The organism is Kocuria sp. WN036 (assembly GCF_002287015.1).
GTDB lineage: Bacteria > Actinomycetota > Actinomycetes > Actinomycetales > Micrococcaceae > Kocuria > Kocuria rosea.
The window spans coordinates 18,136-39,547 of sequence record NZ_NSKF01000030.1 but is presented as its reverse complement, the minus strand read 5'-3'; the positions used below and the strand labels follow the sequence as shown (position 1 = coordinate 39,547).

At 73.3% G+C, this 21,412-nt stretch carries 18 protein-coding genes, 1 rRNA gene and 1 pseudogene; 13 read left to right on the top strand and 7 right to left on the bottom strand.

Annotated features, from left to right (window positions below):
• Positions 1-268: 268 nt before the first annotated feature.
• A 5S ribosomal RNA gene (gene rrf, locus CK505_RS15510) occupies positions 269-385 on the top strand.
• A 238-nt stretch (positions 386-623) separates the two neighbouring features.
• The gene (locus CK505_RS15505) at positions 624-1,106 is read left to right on the top strand and encodes a GyrI-like domain-containing protein (RefSeq protein ID WP_017834283.1); all 483 of its coding nucleotides are present in this window, start codon (positions 624-626) and stop codon (positions 1,104-1,106) included.
• A gap of 37 nt (positions 1,107-1,143) precedes the next feature.
• Here the strand turns inward: CK505_RS15505 and CK505_RS18705 are convergent.
• The 3 genes and pseudogenes from CK505_RS18705 to CK505_RS15495 all read right to left on the bottom strand — a co-directional run.
• A pseudogene (locus tag CK505_RS18705) lies at positions 1,144-1,251 on the bottom strand (transcription initiation protein); the annotation flags it as partial.
• A 235-nt stretch (positions 1,252-1,486) separates the two neighbouring features.
• Positions 1,487-2,725 (bottom strand): dicarboxylate/amino acid:cation symporter, encoded by a 1,239-nt coding sequence (locus CK505_RS15500; RefSeq protein WP_095651637.1) that lies wholly within the window; start codon positions 2,723-2,725, stop codon positions 1,487-1,489.
• A gap of 83 nt (positions 2,726-2,808) precedes the next feature.
• The gene (locus CK505_RS15495) at positions 2,809-3,864 is read right to left on the bottom strand and encodes a hypothetical protein (protein ID WP_095651636.1); all 1,056 of its coding nucleotides are present in this window, start codon (positions 3,862-3,864) and stop codon (positions 2,809-2,811) included.
• Between the two features lie 12 nt (positions 3,865-3,876).
• Between CK505_RS15495 and CK505_RS18565 the strand changes: the two genes are divergently transcribed.
• From CK505_RS18565 to CK505_RS15445, 10 genes are all read left to right on the top strand, one after another.
• On the top strand, positions 3,877-4,929 hold the full coding sequence (locus tag CK505_RS18565; RefSeq protein WP_176475380.1) for a hypothetical protein: 1,053 nt from the start codon (positions 3,877-3,879) through the stop codon (positions 4,927-4,929).
• Positions 4,922-5,926, top strand: coding sequence for an HAD-IIA family hydrolase (locus CK505_RS15485; RefSeq protein WP_095651635.1), 1,005 nt, complete (start codon positions 4,922-4,924; stop codon positions 5,924-5,926). The genes CK505_RS18565 and CK505_RS15485 overlap by 8 nt, the downstream gene beginning before the upstream one ends.
• Positions 5,923-6,177 (top strand): hypothetical protein, encoded by a 255-nt coding sequence (locus tag CK505_RS15480; protein WP_017834277.1) that lies wholly within the window; start codon positions 5,923-5,925, stop codon positions 6,175-6,177. Before CK505_RS15485 ends, CK505_RS15480 begins: the two co-directional genes overlap by 4 nt.
• On the top strand, positions 6,174-6,920 hold the full coding sequence (locus tag CK505_RS15475) for a TlyA family RNA methyltransferase (RefSeq protein ID WP_095651634.1): 747 nt from the start codon (positions 6,174-6,176) through the stop codon (positions 6,918-6,920). The genes CK505_RS15480 and CK505_RS15475 overlap by 4 nt, the downstream gene beginning before the upstream one ends.
• A gap of 123 nt (positions 6,921-7,043) precedes the next feature.
• Positions 7,044-8,105, top strand: a complete 1,062-nt coding sequence (locus CK505_RS15470; RefSeq protein WP_081615829.1) for an NAD kinase — start codon at positions 7,044-7,046, stop codon at positions 8,103-8,105.
• The gene (gene recN / locus CK505_RS15465; RefSeq protein WP_035924075.1) at positions 8,102-9,814 is read left to right on the top strand and encodes a DNA repair protein RecN; all 1,713 of its coding nucleotides are present in this window, start codon (positions 8,102-8,104) and stop codon (positions 9,812-9,814) included. Before CK505_RS15470 ends, recN begins: the two co-directional genes overlap by 4 nt.
• A 54-nt stretch (positions 9,815-9,868) precedes the next feature.
• A complete protein-coding gene (locus CK505_RS15460) occupies positions 9,869-11,593 on the top strand; it encodes a CTP synthase (RefSeq protein ID WP_035924074.1) in 1,725 nt (574 codons plus the stop codon).
• Positions 11,594-11,731: 138 nt separating this feature from the next.
• Positions 11,732-12,385 (top strand): NUDIX hydrolase, encoded by a 654-nt coding sequence (locus tag CK505_RS15455; protein ID WP_017834272.1) that lies wholly within the window; start codon positions 11,732-11,734, stop codon positions 12,383-12,385.
• A 107-nt stretch (positions 12,386-12,492) separates the two neighbouring features.
• Entirely contained in the window at positions 12,493-13,437 is a 945-nt protein-coding gene (locus CK505_RS15450) for a site-specific tyrosine recombinase XerD (RefSeq protein ID WP_190274519.1), read from the top strand.
• 128 nt (positions 13,438-13,565) lie between these two features.
• Complete coding sequence (locus CK505_RS15445) at positions 13,566-14,774, top strand: D-alanyl-D-alanine carboxypeptidase family protein (protein WP_095651631.1); 1,209 nt, start codon at positions 13,566-13,568, stop codon at positions 14,772-14,774.
• A 110-nt stretch (positions 14,775-14,884) separates the two neighbouring features.
• On the opposite strand, the gene CK505_RS15440 is transcribed toward CK505_RS15445, so the two are convergent.
• Genes CK505_RS15440 through CK505_RS15425 form a run of 4 tightly spaced genes read right to left on the bottom strand, consistent with a single transcriptional unit; the run spans position 14,885 to position 19,233 of the window.
• A complete protein-coding gene (locus tag CK505_RS15440; RefSeq protein ID WP_095651630.1) occupies positions 14,885-16,027 on the bottom strand; it encodes a bifunctional 2-methylcitrate synthase/citrate synthase in 1,143 nt (380 codons plus the stop codon).
• Between the two features lie 37 nt (positions 16,028-16,064).
• A complete protein-coding gene (gene prpB / locus CK505_RS15435) occupies positions 16,065-16,973 on the bottom strand; it encodes a methylisocitrate lyase (protein WP_017834269.1) in 909 nt (302 codons plus the stop codon).
• A 3-nt stretch (positions 16,974-16,976) separates the two neighbouring features.
• Positions 16,977-18,497 (bottom strand): MmgE/PrpD family protein, encoded by a 1,521-nt coding sequence (locus tag CK505_RS15430; protein WP_095651629.1) that lies wholly within the window; start codon positions 18,495-18,497, stop codon positions 16,977-16,979.
• Positions 18,498-18,555: 58 nt separating this feature from the next.
• A complete protein-coding gene (locus CK505_RS15425) occupies positions 18,556-19,233 on the bottom strand; it encodes a GntR family transcriptional regulator (protein WP_017834267.1) in 678 nt (225 codons plus the stop codon).
• Positions 19,234-19,452: 219 nt separating this feature from the next.
• Here CK505_RS15425 and CK505_RS15420 point away from each other — a divergent pair, with 219 nt between their 5' ends.
• Positions 19,453-21,408, top strand: coding sequence for an AMP-binding protein (locus CK505_RS15420; RefSeq protein WP_095651628.1), 1,956 nt, complete (start codon positions 19,453-19,455; stop codon positions 21,406-21,408).
• Positions 21,409-21,412: the final 4 nt, after the last annotated feature.

Below are 21,412 nucleotides of genomic sequence, written 5' to 3'. Positions count from 1 at the left end.
TGTGCAGCCGACCGGTACTAATAAGCCGACAACTTACACCACACCCCCACCCCCACCACGTGTTGGGAACATGGGTGGGGTCACCACAGAACACCGCGTCCACTATACGGCTCCCAACCAACAACCCACCCGTCGCTTACGCGGCGGGCACAGGGAACCGCAATTGAATACCGCCCACCACGGGCGGACAACCACAGTGACTTACCCACCCCGTACACCGGCCCACGGCCGGCACGCCCCAGCGGCGCACGGGGTCGGGCACCAGAGTTACGGCGGTCATAGCGTGGGGGAAACGCCCGGTCCCATCCCGAACCCGGAAGCTAAGACCCGCAGCGCCGATGGTACTGCACCCGGAAGGGTGTGGGAGAGTAGGACACCGCCGGACCACACCACCAGGGTCGAGCCCCCGCACCACACGGTGCGGGGGCTCCCCGCATTTAACACCCATCATCCAGCACGAGCTCTACGGCACAGGCCCTCATTCCACGGTGAGGGCCTGTGCTCATCCTTGGGCCGCGCTGCCGCCGGCGAGCGAGCCGGACCTGCGATACGGCCGCCGCTCCACGGACCGACCGCTGTCCGTCACAGAAGCGCGGGACCGGCCGGCAGCGGATAATGCGGGCATGGATGCGACCGACCATGAGTCATTCACCCCGAGGGTGATCGAGCAGGACGAGCAGCCCACGGCGGTGGTGACGGGAACGGTGGCCATGGGCGAGCTGCGGGAGTTCTTCGACCGCGCCTTCGGCGAACTGGGACAGGCGATGTCCGACGGGGCGTTCGAGCCGACGGGTCCTCCGATGGCCGTCTACCACGGGGTTCCGGCGGAGACGGTGCACCTGGAGGTGGGTTTCCCGGTGCAGGGGGAGGTCTCCCCGAAGGGCGCAGTGGTGGCGGGCCGGCTGTCCGCCTCTCGCGTGGCGACGTCCGTGCACCGCGGCAACTACGACGACCTCGGGCGATCCTGGCAGCACCTGGCGGAGTGGGCGGGGCAGCAGGGGCTCGCCCTCGGCGACCGCATGTGGGAGGTCTACGTGACCGAGCCGCGGCCGGGGGACGACCCTGCCGACATGGTCACCGAGCTCTACTGGATGCTTCGTCCCTGATGTCCCGCGGGCCGCTCGGCCCACGGCCGGGGAATGCCTCGTCGATCCCGCCGCCGAAGACGTACACGCCCGCCGCCTTGGCCTCCTCGATGGCGGCGTGCGAGGCCTCCACCACCGCCTCGAAATCCTCCTCGGGGACCACCATGGCCTCACTCGGGAACGAGATCAGGTACTTCGTCTTGGAAGGGCTCCTCTGCTCCGGCGGAGCCGTCCCTCGGCTCCTCGGCGGGGCACCGCACGGGTGCCCCGCCCGATGATGGCTCCGACGCCGGACCTCGGGTCAAGGCGGAGCTTCGGGAACGATCCGCGGCATCCGGTCGAAGGAGACCGACCGAGCGGGCGCTGCGGGGCCCCGCCCCGCAGCGGATGGAGCCGGACGACTACCGAGCGGTGTGTGCGTCGGACAGCGTCAGCTCCGCCGGGCTCTCCTGTGCGGATCCGGTCGCGGTGTGCCGGCCGATGAGCTTGTTCATGACCACGGCGATGGCACCGTCCCCGGTCACGTTCGTCGCGGTGCCGAAGGAGTCGATGGCGATGTACGTGGCGATCATCAGGGCCACCGCGGTCTCGTCGAAGCCGAGCATGCCCTGGAGCAGACCCACGGCGGCCATGATCGCGCCGCCGGGAACGCCCGGGGCGGCGACCATCGTGATCCCCAGCATGAGGATGAAGCCCACGTAGGCCACGTCGTCGATGGCGGTGCCGGTGATGGTCATGACGGCCGTCGAGAACAGCACGATCTTCAGCGTGGACCCGGCGAGGTGGATCGTCGCGCTCAGCGGGATCACGAAGCCTGCCACGGACGGACGGACGCCGTTGGCCTCCGCGCACCTCAGGGTGACCGGGATGGTCGCGGCGGAGGACGACGTGCCCAGCGCTGTGGCGTAGGCAGGCAGCATGTTCTTCAGCAGGGTCGCGGGGTTGCGGCCCACGTAGATCCCCGCGACGACGTACTGGGCGACGAGCAGCACGACGGACAGGGCCAGGGCGACGAGCACCACCTTCGAGAAGGTGGCGACGACCACCAGGATCTGTCCGTTCGTGGTGAGGCCCATGAACATCCCGAAGATGTAGAGGGGCAGCAGCGGGATGATGACCAGCTCCACGATGCGCATGATGATCCGGCGCAGGTCGTCCATGCTCCGGTGGAGGGTGTCACCCGGTATGAGGGTGATGCCCACCCCCAGGCAGAAGGCCAGGAGAAGCGCTGTCATGACGCCGAACACGGGTTCCATCTCGAGCGTGAAGAAGCCGGCGAGGGCGCTCTCCTCCGGGTTGGCCAGGGCGTCGACGTCTCGCTCCCCGGCCAGCAGCCACGGGTATCCGGCGCGGGCGACGGCGAAGGCCAGCAGACCGGAGAGGACGGTGGAGGCGTACGCGATGGCGGCGGTCACGCCGAGCCACTTGCCGGCCCCTCTGCCGAGGTCGCCGATGGCCGGGGTGACGAGACCGACGATCAGCAGCGGGACGATGAAGCCGAGGAAAGCGCTGAAGAGGCCGTTGAACGTCAGGAAGACTCGGGCGAGCGGTTCGGGAAAGAACAGACCGCAGGCGACGCCCAGGACGATGCCGAGCAGCACGCGCACCAGGAGGTGGGACGTGAGGGGTTTTTTGGACATGAGCCCATCATCCGACGAGGGAGCGGCCGGGGACGAATCGGGACAGAGGGTCGTCGGACCTGCTTATACAATGGGAACGATCATCATGGCGGACCGTTCTCCGGCCACCGCCGACATCCACGAGAGCCGACCGGCACCGCGTCGGCACAGAGGAGCGGTACGTGTCCGAGTCTTTCCAGCACGGGTCCCGGGACGAGCGTCGGAACGGACATTCCGGCGACCGCCGGTCCGGCGGAGGAGCCGGGCGCGAGGGCGACCGGTCCGGCGCCCAGCCCCGACGCCGTTTCGACGAGGGGCAGCGCGGTCCGGCTCGCGACGGCGAGGCGCGCGGACGCAACTCCCAGGACCGCGGAGCCGCCGACCGGCCCGGCCGCGACCGTCAGGACGAGCGTCGTGGCGGGTACGCGCCGCGAGGTGACCGGCGTGATGACCGGCCGGGTGAGCGGGGGTCGCGCCGGGAGGGCGAGGGCTACCGCGGTCGCCGCGACGACCGCCAGGACGACCGTCGTGGCGGGTACGCGCCGCGAGGTGACCGGCGTGATGACCGGCCGGGTGAGCGGGGGTCGCGCCGGGAGGGCGAGGGCTACCGCGGTCGCCGCGACGACCGCCAGGACGACCGTCGTGGCGGGTACGCGCCGCGAGGCGACTGGCGGGACGACCGGCAAGGTGATCGTCGCGGAGGCTACGGCGACGACCGCCGGCGTGATGACCGGCAGGGTGAGCGGGGGCCGCGCCGGGAGGGCGAGGGCTACCGCGGTCGCCGCGACGACCGCCAGGACGACCGTCGCGGTGGCTACGCCCCGCGCGGTGACCGGCGCGATGACCGGCAGGACGACCGTCGTGGCGGGTACGCCCCCCGCGGTGACCGGCGTGACGACCGGCAGGGTGAGCGGGGGCCGCGCCGGGAGGGCGAGGGCTACCGCGGTCGCCGCGACGACCGCCAGGACGACCGTCGCGGTGGCTACGCCCCGCGCGGTGACCGGCGTGACGACCGGCAAGGTGACCGTCGCGGAGGCCACGGCGACGACCGCCGCGGCGGGTACGCGCCGCGAGGTGACCGACGCGGCGGGATCCCGGACCGCGACGAGGGCTACCGGGGCCGGCGTGACGACCGGGACGACGTCTCGACCCACCGTCACCGGGCGCCCGAGGTGGACGAGGACATCACGGGTCGTGAGCTCGACAAGCCGACCCGTGCCCAGCTGGGGGCGCTCGAGCCGCGCAACGCCGAGGCCGTCGCCAAGCACCTGGTCATGGCCGGGCGCTACCTGTTCGACGTCCCCGAGCTCGCGCTCGAGCACGCGCAGGCGGCGGGACGGCGCGGCGGCCGCATCGCCGCCGTGCGGGAGGCGACCGGCGTCGCGGCGTACGAGGCGGGTGACTACGCACTGGCGCTCAAGGAGCTGCGCACGTTCCGCCGGATGACCGGAGCCGACATCCACCTGCCCCTGATGGTCGACTGCGAGCGGGCCCTCGGACGCCTGGACAAGGCCGTGGAGCTCGCGACGTCCGAGGCCGTGCAGTCGCTCGAGCCCAGCGAGAAGGTGGAGCTGGCCATCGTCCTGGCCGGCATGCGCCGGGACCAGGGGGACGCCCAGGGTGCGGTGGACGCGCTGACCATTCCGCAGCTGGACAGGAACCGGGGCTTCCCGTACAGCCCCCGGCTGTTCCGCGCCTACGCCGAGGCCCTGCGGGGCGTCGGCAGGGACCGCGAGGCCCTGACCTGGGACCGGCAGGCCGTGGTGGCCGAGGCCGCCCTCGGGACGGGGCAGTTCGCCGAGCCGGAGATCGTCGACTTCGACGACGAGGAGGAGACCGAGCAGGTGCCGGCCGGCGGCGTCGTCCTGGCCGACGCCGAGGACACGGCCCACGACCCGACCTCGGACCCGGCGGACGCACCGGCCGCAGACGCGGTCGAGGCCTCCGGCGACGATCCGGGCCTCGACCCCGACGGCGGGGCGGACGACGAGAGCGAGGACGTGCTCGACGAGGGCACCGAGGAGGAACCGGACCTGGACCCGGACGACGAGGCGGACGGCTCGGAGCACGACCTGGACCCGGACGACGACTTCGAGGGCGGCTCCGAGGCCGACCTCGACCCGGACGACGACGAGGATCTCACCGACCTCGACGGCGACGACGCGAGTGACGACGAGCGTGACGAGGCGAGCGACGGCACGGACGGCGGCCCGCGGCGTGGCTGAGCGGCTGCTCGACCGGTACGACGCCGTCCTGAGCGATCTGGACGGCGTCGTCTACGCCGGCCCGCACGCCATCCCCGGCGCACCGGAGGTCCTCCGCCGGATCGCCGCGGACGGCGTGCCCGTGGTGTTCGTGACGAACAACGCCTCGCGCTCCGTCGCGACGGTCGCCGAGCACCTGACGGACCTGGGCGTGCCCACCGGCCCGGACGGCGTGGTGAGCGCCGCGCAGGCGGGAGCCGAGCTCCTGGCGCAGCGGGTCCCGGCCGGCACCGCGGTGCTCGTCACCGGTTCCCAGGCCCTGGCCGACGTCGTCGCGGAGGCCGGACTGGTCCCGGTCCGCGCCCAGTCCGACGAGCCCCGCGCCGTGATCCAGGGCTTCGACCCCGGCCTGGGCTGGGCCGAGCTGGCCGAGGCCGCGTACACGCTGGCCGACCCGGACGTGCTGTGGGTCGCGACCAACACCGACCGCACCATTCCGCAGGCCCGCGGTCTGGCGCCCGGCAACGGCACGCTCGTGGCCGCCGTGGCGGCCACGACGGCGCGGCCGCCGGTCGTGGCCGGCAAGCCGGAGGCCCCCATCTTCCGCACCGCCGCCGAGCGCGCGGGCAGCGCCCGGCCCGTGGTGCTGGGGGACCGGCTGGACACCGACATCCGGGGCGGCAACGCCGCCGGCTTCGCGACGATCGCGGTCCTCACCGGGGTGGACACCGTGCACACGATCCTCGCCGCGTGCACCGCGGAGCGCCCGGACCACGTCGTCGGGACCCTGCACGCGCTCTTCGAGCCTTATCCCGAGGTCGAGGTCGCGTCCTCCGCCGGAGCGCACTCCGCGCGCTGCGGAGCGGCGGAGGCCGAGACCGACGGCACGCGGCTGCGGATCCGCGGCGCCCAGGACGACCTCGACGCCTGGCGGGCCGCGTGCGCGGCCTGGTGGGCGGCGCACCCCGACACCGACGTCCCCGTGGTCCCGGACCCCGAGTGGGAGGCGGGCGAGTGACCGGGGGCGCCGGGGCGCAGCGCCCGGCCGGGGACGACGGCCCAGCCCTGCGCCCGACCGGTCACGCCCGGGTGGACGCCGTGCTGGACCGTGCCGGTGAGCTGGAGGCGCTGCCCGTCGCGGAGCACCCCGGCCGCTACGACGAGCTGCACGCGGCACTCGTCGCCGAGCTCGACGCCGAGCCCGGCACGGTCCCCGCCGGCCTCGTGCCGCGACCCGGCACCGGACAGGAGGAGGCGGCGCACCGGTGAGCTCCCGTCTCGACCAGGAGCTGACCGCGCGGGCGCTGGCCCGCTCCCGCACGGTCGCCGCCCGGTGGATCGGCGAGGGCCGGGTCCTCGTGAACGGCCGCCCCGCGACCAAGCCCTCCGTCCGGGTCGGCCCCGAGGACCTGCTGGAGGTCCGGCCCGCGGACGTCCCGGACTACGTCAGCCGGGCCGGGCACAAGCTCGCCGGAGCGCTCGCGGCCTTCCCGGACATCGGCGTGGCGGGCAAGCGGTGCCTCGACGCCGGCGCCTCGACGGGCGGGTTCACCGACGTGCTGCTGCGACGGGGCGCCCGGGAGGTGGTCGCCGTGGACGTGGGCCACGACCAGCTCGACCCCTCGCTCCGGGCCGACCCCCGGGTGCGGGTGCTGGAGGGCATGAACGTGCGCTGGATGCGCCCCGAGGACATCGGCGGCCCGGCGGAGCTCACGGTCTGCGACCTGTCCTTCATCTCGCTCACCCTGGTCCTGGAGCCGCTGGCGGCGGCCACGGTGCCGGGCGGTGACCTCGTGCTCATGGTCAAGCCGCAGTTCGAGGTCGGTGCCGAGCGCCTCGCGCGCACGGGGGTGGTCACGAGCGAGCAGGAGCGGGCCCGGGCCGTCGAGGCCGTGGCCGCCGCCGCCCGGGCCCACGGACTGTCGGTCCGGGGCCGGGAGCGCAGCCCGCTGCCGGGCCAGGACGGCAACCACGAGTTCTTCCTGTGGTGCCGCCGGGACCAGCCGTCCTGACTGTCCCCGCCCTCGCGTAGGGTGGTGAGCGGTGCCCGGTCCGCGGGCACGGCGTGCGCCACGGGCCGGTCCCGGTCCTGACGACGCCCGCGCGCACCGAGCAGTCGAGAACGGGAGGACCCGGTGAGCAGAAAGATCCTGGTCATGGCCCACATGGGCCGGCAAGAGGCCAAGGACGCCGCCCGCGACTCCTGTCTCCAGCTGCACGAGGCCGGCCTGGTGCCGGTGATCTCGCGGGCGGACCTCGAGGCGCTCCAGGAGGACGCGGAGCCGCTCGCGCCCGTGGAGGTCATCGAGGAGGACGTCTCCCTGCGGGAGATCGAGCTCGTCATGGTGCTCGGCGGGGACGGGTCCATCCTGCGCGCCGCCGAACTGGTGCGCAGCGTGGACACCCCGCTGCTCGGGGTCAACCTGGGCCACGTGGGCTTCCTCGCCGAGAGCGAGCGCTCCGACCTGCGCGAGTCCGTGGAGGCCATCGTGGACGGGCGCTACACGGTGGAGCAGCGCATGACGATCGACGTCACCGTGTGGCAGGGCGAGAAGAAGGTCCTGCACACCTGGGCGCTGAACGAGGCCTCGGTGGAGAAGGGCGACCGCGAGAAGATGGTCGAGGTGGTCATCGAGGTGGACCGCCGGCCGCTGAGCACCTTCGGGTGCGACGGTGTGGTCCTCGCCACCCCGACCGGCTCCACCGCCTACGCGTTCTCCGCAGGCGGGCCCGTGGTGTGGCCAGAGGTCGAGGCGCTGCTCATGGTGCCCCTCAGCGCCCACGCCCTGTTCTCCCGGCCCCTGGTCATCTCCCCGAACTCCATGATGGCCGTCGAGGTCCTCACCCGCACCGACGCCCGCGGCGTGCTGTGGTGCGACGGCCGCCGGACCACCGAGCTGCCGCCGGGCTCCCGGATCGAGGTGGTGCGCTCCCCGAAGGCGGTCAATCTCGCGCGGATGCACCTCACCCCCTTCTCGGAGCGGCTCGTGCGGAAGTTCGAGCTGCCCACGAGCGGCTGGCGGGGGCCGGTGCCCCCGCACGAGGCGGCCGCGGCGCGGACCACGGCCCTGCCCGTCGTCCGCGGCGACGAGGCGCAGGAGCAGCAGAAGTCCACCGTCGGGCACGAGATGCCGCACGAGCCGGACGCCCCGGCGCCCACCGTACCCACGACGAGTCCGGGGAGGCCGGCTGAATGATCGAGGAGATCCGCATCCACGACCTCGGGGTCATCACCGACGCCGTGCTGCCCCTCGGCCCGGGGCTGAGCATCCTCTCCGGTGAGACCGGCGCGGGCAAGACCATGGTGGTGACCGCCCTCGGGATGCTGCTGGGCAACCGCTCCGACGCCGGCGCCGTGCGCTCCGGGGCGCCCAAGGCCGTCGCCGAGGCCGTCGTGCGGGTGCCGGCCGGCCATCCCGCCGCGGTCCTCGTCGAGGACGCCGGCGGCGCGGTCGACGTCGAGGCCGTCGGGGACGCCGAGGAGGCCCTCGTCACCGTCGCGCGGACGGTGACCGCGGAGGGGCGCAGCCGCGCCCACGTCGGTGGCCGCTCCGCTCCCGTGGGCACCCTCTCCGCGGTGGGCCAGACCCTGGTGGCGGTGCACGGCCAGTCCGACCAGCTGCGGCTGAGGTCCCCGGCCGCCCAGCGCCACGCCCTGGACCAGTACGCGGGGGAGGAGCTGGCCGCCGAGCTGCGCCGCTACCGGGAGCGCCTCGCCGAGTACCGCTCCGTGCAGCAGACCCTGCGCGAGGTCACCGAGCACGGCCGCGAACGCGCCCTCGAGGCGCAGAGCCTGCAGGGCGCCCTCGAGGAGATCGACGCCGTGGACCCCCAGCCCGGCGAGGACGAGCGCCTCGACCAGGAGAGCCAGAAGCTGACCAACCTCGAGCAGCTGCGCGCCGCCGCCCTCACTGCCCACGCCGCTCTGAGCGGCGGGGAGTTCGCCGACGCCGACACCCCGGACGCGACCGCCCTCGTGGCGGCGGCGCACCGGGCCCTGGAGCAGGAGGCCGGCTCCGACCGTGATCTCGAGGAGCTCTCGGGGCGGGTCGCCGAGCTGGCCGTGCTCGTCAACGACATCGCCGCGGACCTCTCGGGATACGCCTCGGGGCTCGACGACGAGGGCCCCGCCCGCCTGGCCGAGGTGGAGTCCCGGCGGGCCAAGCTCAAGTCCCTGACCCGCAAGTACGGCGCCACCGTGGACGAGGTCCTCGACTGGGCGGGGCGCTCGCGGGCGCGCCTCGACGAGCTGACGGACGACCCCGCGCGGGAGCAGGAGCTCCGGGCGCGGCTCGAGCAGCTGCACGCCGAGCTGAGCGAGCTGGCCGCGCGGATGACCGAACGGCGCCGGGACGCCGCCCACCGGCTCTCCGGGGCCGTCAGCTCCGAGCTCACGGCACTGGCCATGCCCAACGCCTCCCTCGTCATCGAGGTCGAGCCCACCGAGGAGTTCTCCGGCCACGGGAGGGACGAGATCTCGTTCCTCCTCAGACCGCACGCCGCCGCCGCGCCCCGGCCCCTCGGCAAGGGCGCCTCCGGCGGTGAGCTGTCCCGTCTCATGCTCGCCATCGAGGTGGTCCTCGCCGCCGTGGACCCTGTGCCCACCTTCGTCTTCGACGAGGTGGACTCGGGGGTGGGCGGCAAGGCCGCCGTGGAGATCGGCCGCCGGCTGAAGATGCTCGCCCAGCACGTCCAGGTCCTCGTGGTGACGCACCTGCCGCAGGTCGCGGCGTTCGCCGACCAGCACATCCTCGTCACCAAGAGCACGGACGCCACGGTCAGCGACGTGCGCGTGCTCGACGCGGAGGAGCGCGTGGTGGAGCTCGCCCGCATGCTCGCCGGCCACGAGGACTCCGCGGCGGCCCGTGAGCACGCCCGGGAGCTCGTCCGCGGCGCGGTGCTCTGAGGTGCCGCCGCCCGGTGATCCCCAGCACGCAACCGACGTCCTGAGCGGACAAGAATGATAGGGTCGAATTCCGTGGTGAATGCAAACGAAGCCGCCCACGAGGCCGGCGCACAGCAGACCGAAAACCAGCGACCGGGCAAGGTGACCCGCCAGATCTTCGTGACGGGCGGCGTGGCCTCCTCCCTCGGCAAGGGCCTGACGGCCTCGTCCCTCGGGATGCTGCTGCGGGCGCGCGGGCTCTCCGTGACGATGCAGAAGCTGGATCCGTACCTCAACGTCGATCCGGGCACCATGAACCCCTTCCAGCACGGCGAGGTCTTCGTGACCGACGACGGGGCGGAGACCGACCTCGACATCGGCCACTACGAGCGGTTCCTCGACGAGAACCTCGACGCCTCGGCGAACGTGACCACCGGACAGGTGTACTCCACGGTCATCGCCAAGGAGCGCCGCGGCGAGTACCTCGGGGACACCGTCCAGGTCATCCCCCACATCACCGACGAGCTGAAGAACCGCATGCGCCGCCGCGCGCAGGGCGACGACCAGCCGGACATCATCATCACCGAGATCGGCGGCACGGTCGGCGACATCGAGTCCCAGCCGTTCCTCGAGGCCGCGCGGCAGGTCCGCCAGGACGTCGGCCGCCGCAACGTGTTCTACCTGCACGTCTCCCTGATCCCGTACATCGGTCCTTCGGGCGAGCTGAAGACCAAGCCGACCCAGCACTCCGTGGCGGCGCTGCGCGGGCTCGGCATCCAGCCGGACGCGCTGGTGCTGCGCTCCGACCGGCAGGTGCCGGACACGATGCTGCGCAAGATCGGCAACGCCTGCGACGTCGACCACGACGCCGTGATCTCCTGCCCCGACGCCCCGAGCATCTACGACATCCCCCGGACCCTGCACAGCCAGGGGCTCGACACCTACATCCTCGACTACCTGGGGCTGGACTACCGGGACGCGGACCTGGCGCAGTGGGAGCGGCTGCTCAAGGCCGTGCACGAGCCCTCCCACTTCGTCACGGTGGCCATGGTCGGCAAGTACATCGACCTGCCGGACGCCTACCTGTCGGTCTCCGAGGCCCTGCGGGCCGGCGGCTTCGCCAACGACGCCCGCGTGAAGATCAAGTGGGTGGCCTCGGACCTGTGCGAGACGCCGGAGGGCGCCCAGCGCGAGCTCGGCGACGTCGACGCGATCTGCGTCCCCGGGGGCTTCGGCATCCGCGGCATCGAGGGCAAGCTCGGCACCCTGCGCTTCGCCCGGGAGCACCGCATCCCGACCCTCGGGCTGTGCCTGGGCCTGCAGTGCATGGTCATCGAGTTCGCCCGCTCGGAGCTCGGCCTGGCGGGGGCCTCCTCGACCGAGTTCGAGCCGGAGACCGCCCACCCGGTCGTGGCGACCATGGACGAGCAGAAGCAGTTCGTCGAGGGTGCCGGTGACCTGGGCGGCACCATGCGGCTCGGCCTCTACGACGCGCAGCTGCGGCCCGGGTCCGTCGTGGCCGGCGCCTACGGCTCCACCGAGGTCAAGGAGCGCCACCGTCACCGCTACGAGGTCAACAACGAGTACCGGGAGCGCCTCGAGGAGGCGGGGCTCGTGATCTCCGGGACCTCTCCGGGCGGCACCCTCGTGGAGTTCGTGGAGCTGCCCGCCGACGTCCACCCGTACTACGTGGGCACCCAGGCGCACCCCGAGCTCATGTCCCGCCCGACCCGCCCGCACCCGCTGTTCGACGGGCTCGTCAAGGCGGCCCTCGAGCGCCGTGAGGCCGAGGGCCGCTGAGCCCCCGCCCGTCACCGCACGGGCGTCCCGGTGCAGGCGCCGGTCCTCGCGAGGACCGGCGCCTGCACCGTCTCCCCATCCGCACCCCGCCCGCCGCTCCCGTCGCCCCGCGACGGCGGCCGTTCCGAAAGAGACCCCATGGACATCCGCCACCTCGCACCCGAGGAGCTCTCCGACCAGCTCAGCGACCGCCGCACGGTGGCCTCCGAGACGGTCTACGAGGGCTTCATCTGGGACGTCCGGCGCGACGAGTTCGAGCTCGCCAGGGGGGAGGACCCGCTGCGGCGCGACTACATCACCCACCCCGGCGCCGTGTCCGTGCTCGTGCTCAACGACCGCGACGAGGTGTTCCTGATCAACCAGTACCGCCGGCCGGTCGGGATGACCATGTGGGAGATCCCCGCCGGCCTGCTCGACGTCGAGGGGGAGGACCCCGCCGTGGCGGCCCAGCGGGAGCTCGCGGAGGAGGCCGACCTGCGGGCCGAGCGCTGGGACGTGCTCGTGGACTTCCACAACAGCCCCGGTTCCTCCTCGGAGGCCAACCGGATCTTCCTGGCCCGTGGTCTCAGCGACGTCCCGGACCACGAGCTCCACGAGCGGGACGGCGAGGAGGCGGAGATCCACGGGGCGTGGGTCCCGCTCGACGGAGCGGTGCGGGCGGTGCTGGAGGGCCGGCTGAACTCGCCCGCCGCGGTGATCGGGGTCCTCGCCGCCCACGCCGCCCGGGCGGAGGGCTACCGGTCCCTGCGCCCGGCCGACGCCCCGTGGCCCGGTCACCCCGACCTCCGGTGACCGGCATCCCCACCGACGGGACGTCCGGGACCTCGCCCGGCGCCCCGTCCGGTGACCACCCCGGCGCCCCGTCCGGTGACCACCCCGGCGACGCGCTCGACCGCGCCCTGGAGCGCTATCTGCAGCACCTGGCCGTCGAACGGGGGCTGGCCGCCAACACGCTGGCCGCCTACCGCCGGGACCTGCGCCGCTACGCCGAGCACCTCCGCGAGCGGACGGACCCGCCCGTGACCACCCCGGAGGGCATCACCACCGGTCACGTGCGCGACTTCCTCCGGGACCTGTCCGCCGGGTCGCAGGACAGCGCGCCCCTGAGCACCCGCAGCGCCGCCCGCACCCTCGTCGCGGTCCGGGGCGCCCACCGGTTCTGGGTCCTCGAGGGGATGACGCGCACGGACCCCGCGGCCCCCGTCCAGCCGCCCACGCCCGGGATGCGCCTGCCCAAGGCCGTCCCGGTCGAGCAGGTCACCGCGCTGCTCGAGTCGACCGGCACCGACACCCCCCAGCAGCTGCGCGACCGGGCGCTGCTGGAGCTGCTCTACTCGACGGGCGCCCGGATCTCGGAGGCGACCGGCCTCGACGTCGACGACCTCTCCCGGGCCGTGCGCCGCAGCGGGGAACCGGAGGAGAGCGGCGCGGGGATGCCCTTCGTGCGGCTGTTCGGCAAGGGCGGCAAGGAACGGATGGTGCCGCTGGGCTCCTGGGCCGTGCGCGCCGTCGACGAGTGGCTCGTGCGGGGCCGGCCCGCGCTCGCCGCCCGGGGACGAGGCACCCCCGCGCTGTTCCTCAACGCCCGGGGCGGGCGGATCAGCCGCCAGACGGCGTGGACCACGGTGAAGAGCGCGGCGGAGCGGGTGGGCCTGGGCGACCGGATCACCCCGCACACGCTGCGGCACTCCTTCGCGACCCACCTCCTCGAGGGCGGCGCCGACCTGCGGGTCGTCCAGGAGCTGCTCGGCCACGCGTCGGTCAGCACCACCCAGGTCTACACCCTGGTGACCGTCGACTCCCTGCGCGAGGTCTACGCCGCAGCCCACCCCCGCGCCCGGTAGCCGGGGCGGGTCACCGGCAGCGCGTCCCGGCGGGGTCACACACGCGCCGGTGCTTTCGGGAAGGCCCGCCCGCGGCCTAGCCTGGACGCACGCCCGAGCGCTCCGCTCGGCGGACGGACGGGGACGTCATGCGCGAGACCACGCGGCACAGCACACGGCAGACCACGCAGCCCAGCACGCGGAGGACCGGGCGGACGGGCCGGACGCTGCTCGTCCTGCTGTTCGCCCTCGGACTGGCCTTCCCGGGACTGGTCTTCCCCGGCCTCGGCACCCCGGTGTTCGGGGCCACGGCGATCCAGGCCGAGCACCAGCGGCTCGGGGGAGCGGACGGCCGGCTCGGCCGGGCCCTGGGGGCCGAGCGGTGCGGGCTCGTCCGGGGCGGCTGCTACCAGAAGTTCGAGCGCGGGACCATCCACTGGTCCCCGCGGACCGGGGCCCGTCCCACGTGGGGTGCGATCCGTGCCGCGTGGGCCGCGCAGGACCACGAGCGGGGGCCGCTGGGCTACCCCGTGGGCCGTGAGGTGTGCGGACTGCGCGACGCCGGCTGCCACCAGGCCTTCGAGGGCGGGGTCGTGGTGTGGTCGCGGCCGAGCGGGGCGCATCCCACCGGCGGCGGCATCCGGGCGGCCTGGCTGCGCCACGGCGCGGAGCACGGCGCCCTGGGATATCCGGTCTCGGCGGAGTCCTGCACGGGCGGCGGCTGCCGGCAGACCTTCCAGCGCGGGTCCGTCAGCTGGGCCCGCGGCGCCGGGACCCGGGTGGTCCGGGAGATCGACCGTGCCGCGTCGGTGTACGTCGTCGTCAACAAGCGCCGCCCCCTCGACCCGGCCGACCACGTGCCGCGCCCCCTCGAGTCCGTGGGCGGGCAGCTCCTGCGGGCGGACGCCGCCGCGGCGTTCCGGCGGATGCAGCGGGCCGCGGCGGCGGACGGGGCTCCTCTGACCGCGGTCAGCGGCTACCGCTCCTACGCCACGCAGGCCGGCCTCTACCGCGACTACGTGGCGCGCTACGGGCAGGCGCAGGCGGACCTGATCTCGGCGAGGCCCGGTCACAGCGAGCACCAGACCGGGCTGGTCATGGACATCGGCGACCCGAGCGGGGAGTGCGGTCTGCAGAGCTGCTTCGAGGGGACCCCGGCCGGGGCGTGGGCGCGCGAGCACGCCCACGAGCACGGCTTCGTCGTGCGGTATCCCCGCGGCCGGACCGCGACCACCGGCTACGCCTACGAGCCGTGGCACCTGCGCTACGTCGGCGTGCACGTGGCCTCCGGCATGGTCGACCAGGACATCCCCACGCTCGAGCACTACATGGGGCTGCCCGCGGCGCCCACCTACTGAGCCCGCCGCGTCCCGCCCGGAGGTCTCCCGTCCGGACCGTCGCGGGACGGGAGCGGACCGGCGGCGACGGGCAGGGGGCGGGTCCCCGGACCCGCCCCCTGCCCGTCGCGCTACAGGTGCCGCTCGTCCGGGCCGTTGTACTCGGACAGCGGGCGGATCAGGGAGTTGGCGGCCACCTGCTCCATGACGTGGGCGGTCCAGCCGGTGATCCGGGCGGCCACGAACAGCGGGGTGAACGTGGGGATGTCGAAGCCCATGAGCCAGTAGGTGGGACCGGCGGGGTAGTCGAGGTTGGGCTTGATGCCCTTCGCCTGGTCCATGGACCGCTCGAGCCCGTTGTACAGGCCCAGCAGCTCGCCCCGGCCGTAGTGGGCGACCATCGTGTCCAGGGCCGCCTTCATGGTGGGCACCCGCGAGTCACCGTGCTTGTACACACGGTGGCCGAAGCCCATGACCTTCTTCTTCGCCGCCAGGGCCTCGTCCATCCAGGCCTTGGCGCGGGTCTCGGCCTCGGCCTCGGTCTCCTCCTTGCGGATGCCCAGTTCCACGAACGTCTCCATGACGGCCTCGTTGGCCCCGCCGTGCAGCGGGCCCTTGAGCGCGCCGATGGCGGCCGTGACCGCCGAGTGCAGGTCCGACAGGGTCGAGGTCACCACCCGGGCCGTGAACGTCGAGGCGTTGAAGGAGTGCTCGGCGTAGAGGATCATCGACACGTTGAACGCCTCGACGACCTTGGGGTCGGCCTCCTCGCCGAAGGCCATCCACAGGAAGTTCGCCGAGTAGTCGAGGTCGTCGCGCGGCTCCACCACGTCCTGGCCGCGGCGTCGGCGCTGGTCGTAGCAGACGACGGCGGGCATCGCCGCGAACAGCTTCTGCGCCTTGGCCAGGTTCGCCGCGGGGGAGGAGTCCTCGGCCTGCGGGTCCTGGGCGCCCAGGACGGAGGCCGCGGTGCGGCACACGTCCATGGGGTGGCAGGTGGTCGGCAGGGCGTCGATGATCGCCTTGAGCTCGGGCGTCAGCGCCCGGTGCTCCCGCTCCCGGGCCCGGAACTCCGCCAGCTCCTCGTCCGTGGGCAGCTCGCCGTTCCACAGCAGCAGGGCGACCTGCTCGAAGGAGCAGTTCGCCGCGAGCTCCTGGACGGGATAGCCGCGGTAGAGCAGGGAGTTGGTGTCCGGGTTGACCTTGGAGATGGCCGTGTAGTCGGCGACGACGCCGGCCAGTCCCTTGTGGACCTCGCTCTGGGTCTCGGTCATGGTGGTCTCCTTCACGTGGTCGGTGCGGTGGGTGCGGTCAGTGGTGCAGCCCGGGGACCTCGAAGTCGAAGACCCCGGAGTCGAACTGGTTGTACCCGTTGTAGTCCACCAGTTCGTAGAGCCGGGCGCGAGTGAGCATCTCCGGCACGGCCGCCTCCTGGGTGCCGTCGGTGCGGAGGGTGTCCAGCACGCGCTCCATGGCGCCCAGGGCGGCGCGCATCAGGGTCACCGGGTAGATGATCATGTTCACCCCGGCGTCCTGGAGCTGGTCGGCGGTGAACAGCTGCGACTTCCCGAACTCGGTCATGTTCGCCAGGATCGGCACGTCCACCGCGGCCCGCATCGCCTCGAACTCGGACAGGTCGGCCATGGCCTCGGGGAAGATCGCGTCCGCCCCGGCGTCCACCAGGGCCTTCGCCCGGTCGGTGGCGGCGTCCAGGCCCTCGACGCCGCGGATGTCGGTGCGGGCCATGATCAGGAAGTTCGGGTCCCGGCGGGCCTCGGCGGCGGCCCGGATCCGCTTGACGGCGGTGGCCAGGTCCACGACGTTCTTGCCGTCCAGGTGGCCGCAGCGCTTGGGGTTGAACTGGTCCTCGATGTGGCACCCGGCCAGGCCGGCGTTCTCGAGCTCCTGGACGGTGCGGGCCACGTTCATGGGCTCGCCGAAACCGGTGTCGGCGTCCACGAGGCACGGCAGATCGGTCACCCGGGCGATCTGCCCGGCCCGGGCGGCCACCTCGGGCAGGGCGGTGAGCCCGATGTCGGGGAAGCCGAGCTCGTTGGCGAGCACGGCCCCGGAGATGTAGACGCCGTCGAAGCCCTGCTCCTGGATGAGCTTCGTGGACAACGGGGTGTAGGCGCCGGGGAAGCGGACGGTGCGGGGGCCGGCCAGCATCTCGCGCAGGGCGATCCGCTTGGCCTCGGGGGTGGTGGTGGAGAACAGCATGGCTTAGAAGATTCCCTTCGTGCCGGTGCGCAGGGGATGCGAGGCGGTGACGTTGAGGGCGTCGAGCTCGCCGGCGCCCAGGGCCGGGAGGTTCTCGGCGGCGGCGATGAACCGGTCCAGCTCGTCGTCGGCGACGATCCCGGCGGCCAGCGTCCGCAGCTTGGTGACGTACTGCTCGCGGGCGAACGGGCGGGCGCCCAGCGGGTGTGCGTCGGCCACGGCGATCTCGTCGGTGATCACGGTGCCGTCGGTGAGGGTGATCTCCACCGACCCGCCAAAGGCCTTCTCGCTGATGTCCAGGGAGTGGTAGCGGCGGGTCCACTCGGGGTCCTCGGCGGTGGTCACCTTCTGCCACAGCTCGACGGTGTCCGGACGTCCGGCGCGCTCCGGGGCGTAGGAGTCCACGTGGTGCCAGGTGCCGTCCTGCAGGGCCACGGTGAAGATGTAGGGGATCGAGTGGTCGAGGGTCTCCCGCGATGCGGTGGGGTCGTACTTCTGCGGGTCGTTGGCCCCGGAGCCGATGACGTAGTGGGTGTGGTGGCTGGTGCGGATCACCACCGAGGTCACGTTGTCGGGGTCCTTTGCCTCGGGGTGCTCGCGGTGCAGCTTGCGGGCCAGGTCGATCCAGGCCTGCGCCTGGTACTCCGCCGAGTGCTCCTTGGTGTAGGTGTCCAGGATCGCGGCCTTGGCCTCCCCGGGGGCCGGCAGCGGGACCTCGTAGGCCGCACCCGGGCCGTCCAGCAGCCAGGCGATGACCCCGTCCTCGCCCTCGTAGATGGGGGTGGGGGAGGTCTGCCCGCGCATCGCGCGGTCCACGGCCTCCACGGCCATCTTCCCGGCGAAGGCCGGGGCGTGGGCCTTCCAGGTGGAGATCTCGCCCTTGCGGGACTGGCGGGTGGCGGTGGTGGTGTGCAGGCCCTGGCCGATGGCGTGGAAGACCGTCTCCACGGGCAGGCCGAGCAGGGTGCCGATCCCGGCGGCCGCGGAGGGGCCGAGGTGGGCGACGTGGTCGATCTTGTGGGCGTGCAGGCAGATCGCCTTCACGAGGTCCACCTGCAGCTCGTAGCCGGTGGCGATGCCGCGGACCAGGTCGTGGCCGGTGGCCCCCACGTGCTGGGCCACGGCCAGGATCGGGGGGATGTTGTCGCCGGGGTGGGAGTACTCGGCGGCCAGGAACGTGTCGTGGTAGTCGAGCTCGCGCACGGCCACGCCGTTGGCCCACGCCGCCCACTCGGGGGAGACCTTGCGGGTGGCGGTGTCCACGCCGTAGAGGCCCGAGCCCGTGCCGCCCGGGGTGGGCGCGTGGGCCAGGGCCTGGTCCCGGGCGGAGACGATCGGGTCGCGGTTGAGGGAGGCGATCGCGACCGAGGCGTTGTCCAGGACGCGGTTGATCACCATCTCCGTCACCTCGGGGGTGACCTCGACCGGGTCGGCGGCGACCTCGGCCATCTTCCAGGCCAGCTGCTCCTCGCGGGGCAGGTTGTCCTTGGACGGGTGGACGCGCACGGAATGGAGAACGGTCATGGGAGTTCCTCTCGTGGGGACGGACGACCGCTGGCGGCGGTCGATGGGGTGTCCGCGCTCAGCCGGCGGCCTCGAGCGGGGGAGCGGGCTGGACCCACTCCCGGACAGGGGTGGTCAGGACGGCCTGCAGCGAGTTGGCCAGGTGCACACGGGTCGCCGCCTCGGCGAGCTCCTCGGAGCCCTCCGCGACGGCGCGGGCGATCTGGGCGTGCTCGGCGGCGGCGCGCGCGAGCCGGTCGGGGTTGGTGCGGGAGAGCTTGCGCACCCGGGCCAGGTGCAGGCGCAGGGAGCGCTGGGCCGCGGTGAGGTACGGATTGGCCGTGGCCTCGTCGATGGCGCGGTCCATGCGCTCCACGAGGTCGTAGTACCCGGCCCGGTCCGTGCCCGGCCCGTGGAGCTGGGCCACGACCGCCTCGAGCTCGGCGGCCAGCTCCTGGAACGCGACGGGGTCGCGGCGCCGGGCGGCCAGCCGGGCCGCCCGGCAGTCGAGGGCCTCCCGCAGCTCGAACAGGGCGCGGACGTCCTCGAGGGAGACCTGGGAGACCACGACGCCGCGGCCCCGGTGCGCCTCCGCGAGACCGTCGGCGGTGAGCCGGCTGAGGGCCTCGCGGATCGGCGTGCGCGAGATGCCGAAGCGCTCCGACTGCTCGACCTCGCCGAGCACCTGGCCCGGGAGCAGCCGCCACTCGACGATGTCCTCGCGCAGGGCCTCGTAGGCGCGGTCGCTGGCTCGCACGGCTCCCTCCTCGCTCTTGTCGCCCGCGACGGGGAGTGCGCCGCGGACTCTGGGTGACAGGCATCACAATGCACGAGCATTGTATACACAGTTCGGTGCAGTTGACGAGGGATTTGGTCCGGATCGGCTCGATCGTGCATCTGTGTATACAGAGGTCTTGTCGTGTGTGACCTGCACCACTAGGGTGTCCGGCAGGACCGCAACCCCTGGGAGGGACCCATGAGCACCGACCACCGAACACCGCCGCCGGCCGAGGGCTACGCGGAGGTCTACCGCCGCAGCGTGCAGGACCCGGAGGGGTTCTGGCTCGACGCCGCCCGCGCCGTGGACTGGGTGCGCGAGCCCACCACCGCCCTCGACGACACCGCAGCCCCGCTCTACCGCTGGTTCCCCGACGGCGAGCTCAACACCTCCTACAACGCCCTCGACCGACATGTGGAGGCCGGTCACGGCGAGCGCACCGCGCTCGTCTACGACTCCGCTGTGCTGGGGGTCCAGGAGCGGTTCAGCTACGCGCGCCTGCGGGACGACGTCGCCCAGTTCGCCGGGGCGCTCGCCGCCCGGGGGGTGGGCAAGGGCGACCGGGTGCTCGTCTACCTCCCGATGATCCCGCAGGCCGTCGTGGCGATGCTCGCCTGCGCCCGGCTGGGTGCGGTGCACTCGGTGGTCTTCGGCGGGTTCGCCCCGAAGGAGCTCGCCTCCCGCATCGACGACTCCCGGCCGGTCGTGGTGGTGACCACGACCGGCGGGGTGGAGCCGAGGCGGCGGATCGAGTACATCCCGGCCATCGAGGAGGCCCTGCGGCTCGCCGAGCACGCCCCCGGGACGGTGCTGGTGCACGAGCGCCCGGGGTTCGAGACGACGCTCGAGGACGCCCGGGGCCGGGCCGGGGCCGGCGGGCAGCCGGCCGTCGAGTGGCTCGACTGGGCGGAGGCCGTCGAGGGCGCCGAGCCCGCGGCGCCCGTCCCGGTCGCGGCCACCGACCCGCTCTACGTCCTGTACACCTCCGGGACCACCGGGACCCCCAAGGGCGTGGTCCGCGACAACGGCGGGCACGCCGTGGCCCTGACGTGGTCCATGCGCCACATCTACGACGTCGGCCCCGGCGAGGTGATGTGGACCGCGTCCGACGTCGGCTGGGTGGTGGGCCACTCCTACATCGTCTACGGCCCGCTCCTGGCCGGCGCCACGACCGTGCTCTACGAGGGCAAGCCCGTGGGCACCCCGGACGCCGGGGCGTTCTGGCAGCGCGTCGAGGACCACGGCGTCAAGGTGCTGTTCACGGCGCCCACGGCCCTGCGGGCCATCCGCCGGGCGGATCCCGAGGGCGAGCTGGTGCGCCGGCACGACATCGGCTCCCTGCGGGCCCTGTTCGTGGCGGGGGAGCGGCTCGACCCGGAGACGTACCACTGGGCCGCCCGGGTGCTGGGCGTCCCGGTCGTCGACCACTGGTGGCAGACGGAGACGGGGTGGGCCATCTGCGCCAACCCCTTCGGGATCGAGCGGCTGCCCCTGAAGGCCGGCTCGCCGTCCGTGCCGGTGCCGGGCTACCGGGTGGAGATCCTGGACCCGCTGGGCCGGCCGGTGGAGACCGGCGAGGAGGGCAACATCGCCCTGCGCCTCCCGCTGCCGCCGGGCACGCTCCCCACGCTGTGGGGCGACGACCAGCGGTTCGTGGACTCCTACCTCAGCGCGTTCCCCGGCTACTACGCCACGGGCGACTCCGGCCACGTGGACGAGGACGGCTACGTCTACGTCATGGGGCGCACCGACGACGTCATCAACGTCTCCGGGCACCGCCTGTCCACCGGGGCCATGGAGCAGGTCCTCGCCTCCCACCCGGCGGTGGCCGAGTGCGCCGTGATCGGGGTGGGGGACCCGCTGAAGGGCCAGCGGCCGTCCGGGTACGTGGTGCTCAAGACCGGTGCCGACGTCCCGCCGGAGCAGCTCCGGGAGGAGCTCGTGGCGCTCGTGCGCCGGCAGATCGGGGCGGTGGCGGACTTCAAGGACGTGGCCGTGGTGGAGGGGCTCCCCAAGACCCGCTCGGGGAAGATCCTGCGCAAGACCATGCGGCAGATGGCCGACGGCGAGGACTACACCGTGCCCTCGACGATCGAGGACGCCTCCGTGCTGGAGGCCCTCGAGGGCGTGCTGCGCCCGCCGAGCGGTTCGTGACGCT